The organism is Cupriavidus sp. 10L45 (assembly GCF_056395225.1).
This window is the reverse complement of the sequence record NZ_JBFTJC010000011.1, coordinates 100,726-114,359: the sequence shown is the minus strand read 5'-3', so window position 1 is coordinate 114,359 and position 13,634 is coordinate 100,726. Positions and strand designations below refer to the sequence as shown.

The 13,634-nt window shown below is 64.3% G+C and carries 9 protein-coding genes and 2 tRNA genes; 10 read left to right on the top strand and 1 reads right to left on the bottom strand.

Features of this window, described 5'->3' with window-relative positions; translation table 11 throughout:
• The first annotated feature begins 58 nt into the window (after window positions 1–58).
• Window positions 59–1,072, top strand: a complete 1,014-nt coding sequence (locus AC1DFU_RS20300) for a fimbrial protein (RefSeq protein ID WP_218158025.1) — start codon at window positions 59–61, stop codon at window positions 1,070–1,072.
• Between the two features lie 93 nt (window positions 1,073–1,165).
• Entirely contained in the window at window positions 1,166–1,543 is a 378-nt protein-coding gene (locus tag AC1DFU_RS20295) for a VanZ family protein (protein WP_441591058.1), read from the top strand.
• Window positions 1,544–1,555: 12 nt separating this feature from the next.
• Here the strand turns inward: AC1DFU_RS20295 and AC1DFU_RS20290 are convergent, their stop codons facing one another.
• A complete protein-coding gene (locus tag AC1DFU_RS20290) occupies window positions 1,556–2,413 on the bottom strand; it encodes a 23S rRNA (adenine(2030)-N(6))-methyltransferase RlmJ (protein ID WP_092293071.1) in 858 nt (285 codons plus the stop codon).
• Between the two features lie 171 nt (window positions 2,414–2,584).
• On the opposite strand from AC1DFU_RS20290, the gene mnmC reads away from it, so the two are divergent.
• The 8 genes from mnmC to AC1DFU_RS20250 all read left to right on the top strand — a co-directional run bounded on the left by mnmC (window position 2,585) and on the right by AC1DFU_RS20250 (window position 13,565).
• A complete protein-coding gene (mnmC, locus tag AC1DFU_RS20285) occupies window positions 2,585–4,603 on the top strand; it encodes a bifunctional tRNA (5-methylaminomethyl-2-thiouridine)(34)-methyltransferase MnmC2/FAD-dependent 5-carboxymethylaminomethyl-2-thiouridine(34) oxidoreductase MnmC1 (RefSeq protein ID WP_441591057.1) in 2,019 nt (672 codons plus the stop codon).
• Between the two features lie 161 nt (window positions 4,604–4,764).
• A complete protein-coding gene (gene tig, locus AC1DFU_RS20280) occupies window positions 4,765–6,120 on the top strand; it encodes a trigger factor (RefSeq protein WP_092293075.1) in 1,356 nt (451 codons plus the stop codon).
• A 126-nt stretch (window positions 6,121–6,246) separates the two neighbouring features.
• Entirely contained in the window at window positions 6,247–6,897 is a 651-nt protein-coding gene (gene clpP / locus AC1DFU_RS20275) for an ATP-dependent Clp endopeptidase proteolytic subunit ClpP (protein WP_092293077.1), read from the top strand.
• Between the two features lie 243 nt (window positions 6,898–7,140).
• The gene (gene clpX, locus AC1DFU_RS20270) at window positions 7,141–8,418 is read left to right on the top strand and encodes an ATP-dependent Clp protease ATP-binding subunit ClpX (RefSeq protein ID WP_092293079.1); all 1,278 of its coding nucleotides are present in this window, start codon (window positions 7,141–7,143) and stop codon (window positions 8,416–8,418) included.
• Window positions 8,419–8,676: 258 nt separating this feature from the next.
• Entirely contained in the window at window positions 8,677–11,088 is a 2,412-nt protein-coding gene (lon, locus tag AC1DFU_RS20265; RefSeq protein ID WP_092293081.1) for an endopeptidase La, read from the top strand.
• Between the two features lie 194 nt (window positions 11,089–11,282).
• Window positions 11,283–11,358 (top strand) — tRNA-Val (locus AC1DFU_RS20260).
• A gap of 27 nt (window positions 11,359–11,385) precedes the next feature.
• Window positions 11,386–11,462 (top strand) — tRNA-Asp (locus AC1DFU_RS20255).
• Window positions 11,463–11,621: 159 nt separating this feature from the next.
• Window positions 11,622–13,565: a SurA N-terminal domain-containing protein gene (locus tag AC1DFU_RS20250; RefSeq protein ID WP_441591056.1), complete on the top strand. Its 1,944-nt coding sequence runs from the start codon at window positions 11,622–11,624 to the stop codon at window positions 13,563–13,565.
• The last annotated feature ends 69 nt before the right edge of the window (window positions 13,566–13,634 follow it).

Genomic DNA, 13,634 nt, shown 5'->3' with positions numbered 1-13,634 from the left:
GGTAAATATGTCAGTGATTCACACAAGAACCCTCCTTCGCACGACAGGAGGCGCCGTGATGGCGTGGTTCGCCCTCGTGCAGGGGGAGGCCCAGGCCGTGTCGTGCGACAGTCCCAACCCCTCGGTGTTCAACTTCCAGCTGCCCTCGGGCAACTTCGGGGTAGCGCGGGATGTGCCGATCGGCGCCCGCATTTCTCCGTGGACAGGCATGCAGAGCATGGGCCGGGAGGTGTGGACCTGCATGCTGGCGGCGTATCGGCCTGCGGGGCCGTACTATCGGTCAACCCTCCAGCAGTCTGGCGTGACATTCATTGAAAATGGCGTGAATTACCATGTCTACAATACCAATCTACAGGGCGTTGGCCTGGTTATCGGTGTGAATTCAGGGACGCGGCGCGAGTGGTATGGCGGTGACAACGCGAAGCCTGTTAGCGTGCCGCCGACCTGGGGCATTACCATGGGGACGACGAATCCCGGCGCGACACGGATGCAATGGGGAACGCGAATGAATTTCGCCTTCGTCAAGACCGGGCCGATCAGGGCCGGCACAGTGAGTCTGCCGGGCAGGGTCGCACAGGCTGGCATCGAGGAGTTCTACAAGCAGCTTCCCATGGCTGGCGTGGATGTCACAGTGAGTGGCAATCCCACGTTCTCCGAGCTTGCCTGCTCAACCCCCAATGTCACGGTGAATATGGGCACGCGCTCGAATATGGATTTTGGGGGGATCGGATCGCCCGCGCCCGCCACGTCGTTCGCCATCGACGTCAACAACTGCCCGGCGGGGATACAAGGCATTCAGTATCGACTGGATGCTGTCACGCGGGTTCTCGACGCCGCGAAATCGATCGTGGCGCTCGACAGCAACTCAACCGCGCGGGGCGTTGGCGTGCAATTGCTGGATAATGCCGGCGCCATACTGCCGCTCGGCGCGAACCGATCATTTACTGGCTATTGGCCCACGGCTGGCGGAAGCTACCGGATTCCCTTGAGGGCCCGCTATCACCAGACCGCCTGGGCGATAACCGGCGGAACTGCGAATACGGCGATGACCTTTACCATGACTTACCAATAGCGCGCGGCGGGAACGTGTGGCACGCCACGTAGCCGTGGCGGTGCGGCCTGTTATGCTCTGGACGTGACATCTCGTCGATAGGCCCCAATCCCCGTGCCGCGCCTGACCCCGAATCAATACCGACTGCTGTTCTCGATCTGCGCGGTGGCCGTGCTGGTCCTGTCGCTGCTGCCGCTCTCGGTGCCACAGCCGACCACGGGCTGGGACAAATCCAACCATCTTCTCGCCTTCGGGGTGCTCGCGCTGCTTGGCGTGCGCGCCTGGGCCGGCCGCATGGCGGCGGTGCTGGCCGGCCTGATGGCCTATGGCGTGCTGATCGAATGGCTGCAAGGCATGACGGCGACCCGCTCGTCCGACTGGCATGACCTGATCGCCGACGCCGCCGGGCTGGCGCTGGGCCTGCTGGTGCATGCCGCACTGACGCGGGTCTGGCCCAGTCTGTCGGCCCATCGGAATGAGCCCCGGGCCTGACGCGCGCCGGGGTCAGTTATCGAGCGATTCCAGCGTGTAGCTTGCGCCGGCATCCTGACCGAGCAAATCCACCAGCAGCGGCATCGCCTCCTCGATCGTCTCCTTGAGCCGCCATGGCGGGTTGACGATGAACATCCCGCTGCCATGCAGGCCGAGCCCGCCTTCCACCGGATGCTTCACAGTCAGCGTCACATGCAGCCAACTCTTCAGCGGCAGGCGCATCAGCTGCGCCGGCAGTTGGATCGACTCGCGCCGCTGCACCTGCGGATACCAGATCGCATAAACGCCAGTTGCAAACCGTTCGAGGCTGTCTTCCAGGGCCTGCACGGTACGCGCGTAGTCCTGTTTGTCTTCGTATGAGGGGTCGATCAGCACCAGCGCGCGGCGCGGCGGCGGCGGCAGGATGGCCTTGATGCCATTGAAGCCGTCGCCGTCGTAAAGCATGACTTTGCGGCCCGCGCCGCGGAAATTGTCGCGTAGCACCTGGATCTCGGTACTGTGCAGCTCGAACAGCCGCAGGCGGTCCTGATCGCGCAGCATCTGCCAGGCCAGCCATGGCGAACCCGGGTAGTGACGCAGGTTGCCGTCCGGGTTCTGGGCGCGCACCTGGTCCAGGAATTCGTCCAGGAACGGGGGCAGGGTCTGGCCATCGGCGGCAGCCTGCCAGATGCGCGAAATGCCGGTTTCGAACTCGGCCTTCTTCTGCGCGTAGGCGTGGTCCAGCGCGTAGAGGCCGGCGCCGGCATGGGTGTCGATGTACCAGAACGCCTTGTCCTTCTGCGTCAGGTGCTCCAGCAACTGGACCACGACGGCGTGCTTGAGGACATCGGCATGGTTGCCGGCATGGAAGGCGTGGCGATAACTGAGCATGATGAGGCGGGATAAAGCGGGATGACGGCGCGCAAGCGTCGGCGAAAAAAGCGTGGGCGGGCGCGTGGCGCGAAGGGCGCTATGCTACCATCCGCCGCCCCCGGAAGCCCGTTTTACGGCCCGTTCCTGCGGCTGTTGCCGTCCGAAGTGTCCCGTCCGCCGATGCCTGCCATGCCGCGTGCCCTCGAGTCCGCCGAGCCGATCCTCTCCCCCGACGGCATTCCCTTTTCGCCACGTTACGACGACGTCTATCACAGCACGGAAGGCGGGCTGACGGAGGCGCATCACGTGTTCCTGGGTGGCAATGGTCTGCCCGGCAACTGGGCGGGGCGCGACCAGTTCGTGATCGTGGAAACCGGATTCGGGCAAGGGATGAACTTCCTCGCCACCTGGCAGGCCTGGCGCGACGATCCGCACCGCTGCCGTCGGCTTCACTTCGTTTCCGTTGAAAAACATCCATTTACGCGCGATGGACTGGCGGCGCTGCATGCCGGACTCGGCGATTTGCTACCGCTCGCCGAACCGCTGCAAGCGGCCTGGCCCGATGCGCTGCCGGGCTTGCATCGACTCGAATTCGAAGGCGGTGCGGTCACGCTGACGCTGGCGCTGGGCGATATCGACGCAATGCTGCCCAAGCTCGCGCTCGGCGCCGATGCGTTCTATCTCGATGGGTTCTCCCCCTCCCGCAACGCGGACATGTGGTCCGAAACCGTCTTCCGGGGGGTATCCCGGCTGGCCCGGCCCGGTGCCACGCTCGCTACGTATACAGCGTCCGGTTCGGTGCGGCGCGGCTTGCAGGCAGTCGGGTTTGAGGTCGACAAGGCGCCAGGTTTCGGCGGCAAGCACGACATGACAGTGGCGCGCTTCGCCCCAGCCTGGAAGAACCGGCGCCATGCCCCGACACCCGCTGCGGAGTGGCGAGAGCGTCACGCCATTGTGATCGGCGCGGGGTTGGCCGGCTGCGCGGTCACAGAGCGGCTGGCAGCACGCGGCTGGCGCGTGACGCTGTTCGACGCCCATGATGGCCCGGCGCGCCAGACCTCCAGCCATCGCGCGGCGGCCATGCATGCCCATGTGTCGCCTGACGAAAGCCAGTTGTCCCGGCTCTCGCGCGCCGGCAATCTTCATGCGCTGCGCGCGTGGACGGCCCTCGCGGCGGCGGGGCACCCGGTGAACTGGCATGGCTGCGGCGTGCTCCAGATCGGGGAGGGTGATGCCGATAGTGCGGCCCAGCAGGCGGCGCTGGCCGCCCTGGGCTTCCCCGAATCGTTCGTCAGGTGGATGGACCCCACCGAAGCGGCTGTGCGCCACGATGCCACGGTGGCGCGCGGCGGGCTCTGGTTCCCGCGTGGCGGATGGGTGGCGCCGCCCGACATCTGCCGCGCCCAACTCGACAAGGCCGGCGCGGCCCTGGATGCGCGGTTCAACTGCCGGGTGGCCGCGATCGAATATGTGGATGGCGCCTGGCAGGCGAGGGCGGCCGATGGCAGCGTGCTGGCTGAGGCGCCGGTCCTGGTGCTGGCCAATGCCCATGAGGCCGAACGGCTCGTCTCCAACCGTTTTCTGGCCCTGCGCCGGGTGCGTGGACAGCTGACCGATCTCTCCCCGGCGCAGGTCGCGGCGATGGGTCGCTGGCCCGACTGCGTGGTGACCGGGGGCGGCTACCTGCTGCCGCAGGCCCCGGAGGGCGGGGCGCGCATCGGCTCGAGCTATGACGCTGACGAAGGCCCGCTGGCCGAGCGTCCCGAGGTCCACGCCGCCAACCTGGAGCGCCTCGCCACGCTGCTGCCGGACCGTGCCGCCGACATCGCCCATCTCGATCCCGCGCAGTTGACCGGCTACGTCGGCGTGCGCACCGTGACGCACAACCGCCTGCCGCTGATCGGCCCCCTCGCGGATGAGGCGCAGGCGCTGGCCCGGTCCGGGCCACTGCGCGGCGCCCACCTGCGGGACCTGCCCCGGATGCCGGGGCTCTACGCGGCACTTGCGTATGCGTCGCGCGGCCTCACATGGGCCGCACTGGGCGCGGAGTTGATTGCCAGCCAGATCGAGGGCGAACCGTTGCCCATCGAGTCGGATCTGGCCGATGCCGTCGACCCCGCCCGGCTGCTGCTGCGGGCGCTGCGGCACGGCAACACGGCGGACGCGCCGGCTATCGATCCCGGGGCGGCCTCGGACGCGTCAGGGTAAAAACTGCCGGAAGCGAACAAAAACCGTGCGATAATCCCCGTTTTCCGTTTGCGCGGAAGCCCTTCGTTCGCGTCGGGATTCCGTAGGTTTCACTGGCCGCGGCCAGGCCGGTGCGCAGGCGGTTGCGCTTAAAACTACATTTCTGGATTGGATTAACGACCATGTCGAACGTCATTGAAAACCTCGGCAAGCTGGACCGTAAGGTAACCCTGGCTATTCCCAAGGCCGAAGTGCAGAAGGAAACCCAGGAACGCCTGGTGCGCCTGTCGAAGACGGTGAAGATGTCCGGCTTCCGCCCGGGCAAGGTGCCGATGAAGATGGTCGAGAAGCAATATGGCCAGCAGGTCGAGTTCGAAGTGCGCTTCGACAAGGCCGCCCGCAAGTTCTTCGACATCACGCAGGCCCAGGACGTGAAGGTTGCCGGCCAGCCTAAGTTCGACCTGAAGACCGACGGCGTGTCGGAAGACGAAGTGGCGTTCGAAGCCACCTTCGAGGTGTACCCGGAAGTCAAGCTGGGCGACCTGGCCACGGCTGAAGTGACCCGTACTCAGACGGAAATCGGCGACGCCGAGATCGACAAGACCATCGACATCCTGCGCAAGCAGCGCGTGCACTACCACGTGCGCGGCGAAGCCGGCGCCCATGGCGACGGTGGTGCCGATGACGCCGCCAAGAATGGCGACCGCGTGACGCTGGACTTCGTCGGCAAGATCGACGGCGTGGAATTCCCTGGCGGCAAGGCCGATGACTTCGCTTTCGTGCTGGGCGAAGGCCGCATGCTGCCCGAGTTCGAGCAAGCCGCGCTGGGCCTGAAGCTGGGCGAGAGCAAGACGTTCCCGCTGGCCTTCCCGGCCGACTACCACGGCAAGGAAGTGGCCGGCAAGACTGCCGAGTTCACGATCACGCTGAAGAAGGTGGAGTGGGCGCACCTGCCGGAAGTGGACGACGGCTTCGCGAAGTCGCTCGGCATCGCTGACGGCAGCGTCGAGAAGATGCGCGCCGACATCCGCGAAAACCTCGAGCGCGAAGTCAAGCGCCGCACGCACGCCATGCTGAAGGATCAGGTCATGGAAGCGCTGCTGAAGGTGAGCGAGCTGGACGTGCCCAAGGCCCTGATCGAACAGGATCAGGAACGCCTGGTGGAAATGGCCCGCCGCGACCTCGAGCAACGTGGCATGCCGAACGCCAAGGACATGCCGATTCCGGCCGAGATGTTCACCCAGCAGGCCGAGCGCCGCGTAAAGCTGGGCCTGATCCTGGCCGAGATCGTCAAGGCACACGGCCTGCAGGCCAAGCCGGAGCAGATCAAGACGGAAATCGAGGACTTCGCGAAGAGCTACGAAGACCCGAAGGAAGTCATGCGCTGGTACTACGGCGACCAGCAACGCCTGGCGGAAATGGAAGCCTACGTGCTCGAAAACAACGTGGTAAATTTCGTGTGCGACAAGGCCAAGGTCACGGACAAGTCGGTGTCGTTCGAGGAACTCACCGCCGAGACCAACGCGCAGCAAGCCTGAGCGTTCGCATGACCGGATCGCGCCGCACGAATTGCGCGGCGCGCCCCGGTTGCGCGGCATCCGGCTTGGCGCGCAAGTGCTGGCCGGGGCCGATTGGCGCATTCCCTGAATACCTGGAGAACCTGCATGACCCGCAATGATTTGCTTGACCGTCTCGCCACGACGCAGGCCTCTGCTCTGGAAACCCAGGGTCTTGGGCTGGTGCCGATGGTCGTCGAGCAGTCCGGCCGGGGCGAGCGCGCGTATGACATCTACTCGCGCCTGCTCAAGGAGCGCGTGGTGTTCATGGTCGGCGAAGTGAACGACCAGACCGCAAACCTGGTCGTGGCCCAGCTGCTGTTCCTCGAGAGCGAGAATCCGGATAAGGACGTGTCGCTGTACATCAACTCGCCCGGCGGTTCGGTATCCGCCGGCCTGGCGATCTACGACACGATGCAGTTCATCAAGCCCGACGTGACCACGCTCTGCATGGGCATGGCGGCGAGCATGGGCGCCTTCCTGCTGGCGGCTGGCGCCAAGGGCAAGCGCAGCGCGCTGCCGAACTCGCGCATCATGATCCACCAGCCGCTGGGCGGCGCGCGTGGCCAGGCCTCGGACATCGAGATTCAGGCGCGCGAGATCCTGTACCTGCGCGAGCGCCTGAACAGCATCCTGTCGGAAGTGACCGGCCAGCCCGTCGAGAAGATTGCCCGCGACACCGATCGCGACAACTTTATGAGCGGCGACCAGGCCGTGGACTACGGTCTGATCGACAAGGTCATCTCGCGCCGCGGTTGAGCCGACGCCGGTGTGTCGGAGCGGGCGGCCCACGGCCCTGCGCCGGGGCTCCCGCCACACAGCCTGCGCCAAATGACGCAGGCTACACCGGAACGAGGCTGTGCGCCTCGTTTTTGCGTTTTGCCCCACACGCCGGGGAAGCCGCCGACTGCGCCAATTGTTTTGGCGTATGATGCGTTTAATGCGTTTCCCGTGGGGCTCTCCCGCCGTGCGGGGACCACACTGCTAATGTGACTGATTCCTATGGCGGACAAAAAAGGTTCATCCAGCGAGAAGCTTCTGTATTGCTCGTTCTGCGGCAAGAGCCAGCACGAGGTCAAGAAGCTCATCGCGGGCCCGTCGGTGTTCATTTGCGACGAATGCATCGACCTGTGCAATGAAATCATCCGTGACGAGGCCGCCGCGACCGATAAGGACGCCACGGCCGCCACGCGTTCGGACCTGCCCACGCCCCACGAAATCCGCGAAAGCCTGGATCAGTATGTGATCGGGCAGGAGCAAGCCAAGAAGATCCTGGCGGTAGCGGTGTACAACCACTACAAGCGCCTTAAGCATCTTGGCAAGAAGGATGACGTCGAACTCTCCAAGAGCAATATTCTGCTGATCGGGCCGACCGGCTCGGGCAAGACATTGCTCGCGCAGACGCTGGCCCGGCTGCTGAACGTCCCGTTCGTGATTGCCGACGCCACCACGCTGACCGAAGCCGGCTACGTGGGCGAGGACGTCGAGAACATCATCCAGAAGCTGCTCCAGAACTGCAACTACGAGGTCGAGAAGGCCCAGCGCGGCATCGTCTACATCGACGAAATCGACAAGATCTCGCGCAAGTCCGACAACCCGTCCATCACGCGCGACGTGTCGGGCGAGGGCGTGCAGCAGGCGCTGCTGAAGCTGATCGAAGGCACGATGGCCTCGGTGCCGCCGCAAGGCGGGCGCAAGCACCCGAATCAGGACTTCCTGCAGGTGGACACCACCAACATCCTGTTCATTTGCGGCGGCGCGTTCGACGGCCTGGAAAAGGTCATCATGCAGCGCTCGGACAAGACCGGCATCGGTTTTGCGGCCCAGGTGCAGAGCAAGGAAGAACGTGATGTCAGCGAGGTGCTGCCCCAGACCGAGCCGGAAGACCTGATCAAGTTCGGCCTGATTCCGGAGCTGATCGGCCGCCTGCCGGTGGTGGCCACGCTGGCCAAGCTGGACGAGGCCGCGCTGATGCAGATCCTGGTCGAGCCCAAGAATGCACTGCTCAAGCAGTACCAGAAGCTGCTGGCGATGGAAGGTGTGGAGCTGGAGATTCGTCCGGCCGCGCTGTCCGCCATCGCACGCAAGGCCATCCGTCGCAAGACGGGGGCACGCGGTTTGCGTTCCATCCTGGAACAGTCGCTGATGGACGTCATGTACGACCTCCCGAACTACAAGGGCGTGCAAAAGGTGGTGATCGATGAAAATACGATCACCGGCGATGCACCGCCGCTGCTCATGTACGAAGAGCAGCAGCCCAAGGTTGCGGGGTCCAACTGACGAACGCGCCGGCCTACGTGGTGCATGCCACACCGGCTTAAAAATCAAGCGGCCGTTCGCCTGAAAGCGAACGGCTTTTTTTCTTCAATTCGACGATACGAACGGGAGGAAACGCGGGTATGCTGTTTCAGAGTGGGTCACAGGTGCTTTGCGCGGCACTTTTTCGCGCGGCATGACGGCACAAAGAATCGGGGGCGGTACCTTGCAATCGATTCCCGTGACCCTATTTACGCCTTAAATGACTGACTGGGGAAAATGATGTCCGGAACACAACTCCTCCCGGCTGAGCCGATTCGCCTCCCACTGTTGCCGCTGCGCGACGTGGTGGTGTTTCCGCACATGGTGATCCCGCTGTTCGTGGGTCGCCCGAAGTCCATCAAGGCGCTTGAGACTGCGATGGAGTCGGGCAAGAGCATCATGCTCGTGGCCCAGAAGACGGCTGCCAAGGACGAGCCGACGGCTGACGACCTGTACGAGGTTGGCTGCATCGCGAATATCCTGCAAATGCTGAAGCTGCCCGACGGTACCGTGAAGGTGCTCGTGGAAGGCACGCAACGCGCGAATATCACCGAGGTGAGCGAGGACGATTCGCACTTCATGTGCGAAGCCGTGCCTGTGCCGCCCGCGCCGGTCGAATCCGCCGAGACCGAGGCCCTGCGCCGCGCAATCGTGTCGCAGTTCGACCAGTATGTGAAGCTGAACAAGAAGATCCCGCCCGAGATCCTGACGTCGCTGTCGGGCATCGATGAAGCTGGTCGTCTGGCCGATACCATCGCCGCGCACCTGCCGATCAAGCTCGAGCAGAAGCAGAAGATCCTCGAGATGGTCAATGTGACCGAGCGTCTCGAGAGCCTGCTCTCGCAGCTCGAAGGCGAGATCGACATCCTGCAGGTGGAAAAGCGCATCCGTGGCCGCGTGAAGCGCCAGATGGAAAAGAGCCAGCGCGAGTACTACCTGAACGAGCAGGTCAAGGCGATTCAGAAGGAACTGGGCGAGGGCGAGGAAGGCGCCGACCTTGAGGAGCTGGATAAGCGCATCAAGGCCGCACGCATGCCCAAGGAGGCCAAGAAGAAGGCCGACGCCGAGTTCAAGAAGCTCAAGCTGATGTCGCCGATGTCGGCCGAAGCCACCGTCGTGCGCAACTACATCGACACGCTGGTCAACCTGCCGTGGCGCAAGAAGAGCAAGGTCAACAATGACCTCGCGAACGCCGAGCGCGTGCTTGACGAAGACCACTATGGCCTGGAGAAGGTCAAGGAACGGATTCTCGAGTACCTCGCAGTGCAACAGCGCGTGGACAAGGTGAAGGCGCCGATCCTGTGCCTGGTCGGCCCCCCCGGTGTGGGCAAGACCTCGCTCGGGCAGTCGGTGGCACGCGCCACGAACCGCAAGTTCGTGCGCATGGCACTGGGCGGCGTGCGTGACGAGGCCGAGATCCGCGGCCACCGCAGGACCTATATCGGCTCGATGCCGGGCAAGATCCTGCAGAGCCTGTCGAAGGTTGGCGTGCGCAATCCGCTGTTCCTGCTCGACGAGATCGACAAGATGGGCATGGACTTCCGTGGTGACCCGTCGTCGGCGCTGCTCGAGGTGCTGGACCCGGAACAGAACCACACGTTCCAGGACCACTACATCGAGGTGGACTTCGACCTGTCGGACGTGATGTTCGTGGCGACGTCGAACTCGCTGAACATCCCGCCGCCGCTGCTGGACCGTATGGAAGTGATTCGCCTCTCGGGCTACACCGAAGACGAGAAGGTGAACATCGCCACGCGCTACCTGCTGCCCAAGCAGATCAAGAACAATGGTCTGAAGGTTGGCGAGATCGACATCACCGAAGCGGCCATCCGCGACATCATCCGCTACTACACCCGGGAAGCCGGTGTGCGGTCGCTGGAACGCGAGGTGTCGAAGATCGCGCGGAAGGTGGTCAAGCTACTGCTCCTGAAGAAGGAATCGGGCGCGGTGAAGGTCGATTCGGAGAACCTGGACAAGTTCCTGGGCGTGCGCAAGTACGACTTCGGCCTGGCCGGCAAGGAAAACCAGGTGGGCCAGGTGACCGGCCTCGCGTGGACCGAGGTGGGCGGCGATCTGCTGACCATCGAAGCCGCCATCATGCCGGGCAAGGGCAACATCACGCGTACCGGCTCGTTGGGCGATGTGATGAAGGAATCGGTCGAAGCTGCGCGTTCGGTGGTGCGTTCGCGGGCACGTCGCCTGGGGATCACGGATGAGATGTTCGAGAAGCGCGACATCCACATCCACGTACCCGAAGGCGCCACGCCCAAGGATGGTCCGTCGGCCGGCGGGGCGATGACGACTGCACTCGTGTCGGTGCTGACCGGCATTCCGGTGCGGGCGGACGTGGCCATGACTGGCGAGATCACGCTGCGCGGCGAAGTGCTGCCGATCGGCGGTCTCAAGGAGAAGCTGCTGGCGGCCCATCGTGGCGGCATCAAGCTGGTGCTGATCCCCGAGGAGAACGTCAAGGATCTCGCCGAGATTCCGGACAACGTGAAGAACGCCATCGAGATCGTGCCGGTCCGCTGGATCGACAAGGTGCTGGAGCTGGCACTCGAGCGCAAGCCCGAGCCGCTGGCCGAGGAAGAGGCCAAGCCCGCCGAGGTGGCGGACAAGGCCAAGGCCACGGTCGAGATGATTCATCACTGATTGACCGAGCGCTGTCAGGAAGATGCCGCGGGGTTCCCCCGCGGCATTTTTTTTGCGCGGCCGGGGTTGGCAACGCGGAAAGTCTCGTATTACAATCGCGGCCTCGCAACGCAAACAGCGGCAGCCAGGCAGTAACCGCCGAGTCGTGCGAAGCGAGATTACCCAGCGGGCGCGCAAGCCCGCGATGGTCTAGTGGGTGCTTAGCTCAGTTGGTAGAGCGGCGCCCTTACAAGGCGTAGGTCGGGGGTTCGAGCCCCTCAGCACCCACCACTTCACCATCCCAAGGGAACCCACGCAGGAGTGGTAGTTCAGTTGGTTAGAATACCGGCCTGTCACGCCGGGGGTCGCGGGTTCGAGTCCCGTCCACTCCGCCAAGCAAAATCGCCCGCGCATGCGGGTTTTTTTGTATCTGTTGTCTTCCCAGCCATTCCCCGCTCACGTGACGCTGCCGCATCAGCAAATGACGGTTTCGCGCCCGGCACCTGCTAGAATCGCGGAGTTTGTCTTCGTGCCAACCCCTTACCAGAATCAGCATGCTTGATTTCGTACGCAACAACCGGCGCCTGATGCTTTTGCTGCTGCTGGTGCTTGTCTTCCCGTCGTTCGTATTCTTCGGCGTGGAAAGCTATTCGCGCTTCATGGATACCTCGCACGACGTCGCCAAGGTCGATGGTCGCGCAATCACCGTGCAGGAAGTGGACAACGTGGTGCGCGACCAGAGCGAGCGCATGCGCCAGATGCTGGGCAATCAGTACGATCCGCGCATGTTCGAAGGTGCCGCCGCGCGCCAGTCCGTGGTGAACCAGCTGATCCTGCAACGCGTGGTGTCCGACGCCACCGCCAAGAAGAATCTGACGGTGTCCGATGCCCAGGTGGCGGCAGCCATCCAGAACATCCCGGCCATCGCCCAGCTGAAGACGGCGGACGGCAAGTTCGACGACAAGGCCTACATCCAACTGCTGGCCACGCAGGGCATGACGCCCGAGCAGTTCGATGCGCGCCTGCGCTTCGAACTGGCCACGCAGCAGCTTGGCGGCGCCGTGGGGACCACGGCGTTCGTGCCGAAGTCGCTGCTGGACCGCCTGATCGCCGTGCGCGACCAACAGCGTGACGTGCAGACGCTGACGATCAAGCCGGCTGATTTCACGTCCAAGGTCACGGCTGACGCCGCCGCGCTGAAGGCCTACTACGACGCGCATGTGTCGGCCTACACCACGCCGGAACAGGCGAAGGTGGAGTACGTGGTGCTGTCCGGCGACTCCCTGGCCGCGAGCCAGACCGTGACGCCGGAAGAGCTCAAGTCCTACTACGAGAGCAACATCGCGCGTTTCCGGACCGACGAGCAACGCCGTGCGAGCCACATCCTGCTCTCAGCGCCCAAGGACGGCAAGGAAGCCGACCGCAAGGCCGCGAAGGACAAGGCCACCAAGCTGCTGGAAGACCTGCGCAAGCATCCTGAGACGTTCGCCGACGTGGCGAAGAAGCAGTCGCAGGATCCGGGTTCGGCGGAGAAGGGCGGCGACCTCGGCTTCATGGGCCGCGGCGCGCTGGTCAAGCCGTTCGAGGACGCCATGTACGCGCTCAAGGACGGCCAGATCAGCGATGTGGTGGAAACCGACTACGGCTACCACATCATCAAGCTGACCGGCATCAAGGCGGCCGAGACGCAGCCGCTCGAGGCCGTGCGCCCCGAACTGGAAGCCGAACTCAAGAAGCAACTGGCGAGCAAGAAGTACACGGAGCTGGCCGATGCCTTCGGCAACACCGTCTACGAGCAGTCCGAAAGCCTCAAGCCGGCCGCCGACAAGTTCAAGCTGACGATCCAGACCGCCGACAACGTCACCCGCACGCCGAACCTGGCGCTGGGCGCGCAGAACCCGCTCAACAATGAGAAGGTGCTGAAGGCCCTGTTCAGCGACGACGCGCTCAAGAACAAGCGCAACACCGAAGCGGTGCAGGTGGGCCCGACCACGCTGGTGGCGGCACGTATCGTCGACTATCGCCCGGCGACCGCGCGTAAATTCGAGGACGTGGAAGCCCAGGTGCGCCAGGCCTACGTCGCCCAGCAGGCTGCCGAACTGGCCCGCAAGGATGGCGAAGCCAAGCTCGAAGCGTTGAAGAAGGCCGACAGCGCTGCCGGCTTCGGCCAAGCTGTGACGGTGTCGCGTACCAAGGCAGACGGCCTGTCGCCGAAGGCGGTCGAGGCCATCATGCGCGCCGACACGACCAAGCTGCCCGCTGTGGTCGGCGTGGACCTCGGTGCGGATGGTTATGCGATCTATCGCATCGGCAAGGTCAGCTCGCCGACCCAGGCGAACCCGGGCCAGCGCGACGCCGAGTCGCAACAGCTGGCCCAACTGGCCGGCCAGGCCGAACTCGCCGCCTACTATGAAACGCTGAAGGCGCGGGCGAAGGTCAAGATCCTGCGTCCGATCGCGGCCACCGACGTACCGGCCAGCGAAGGCGCAGCGCAGTAACCGGCGCGGCTTGCCAGCAAAAAACCCCTGCGGTCAGCGACCAGCAGGGGTTTTTTGTTTGGGGAGGAC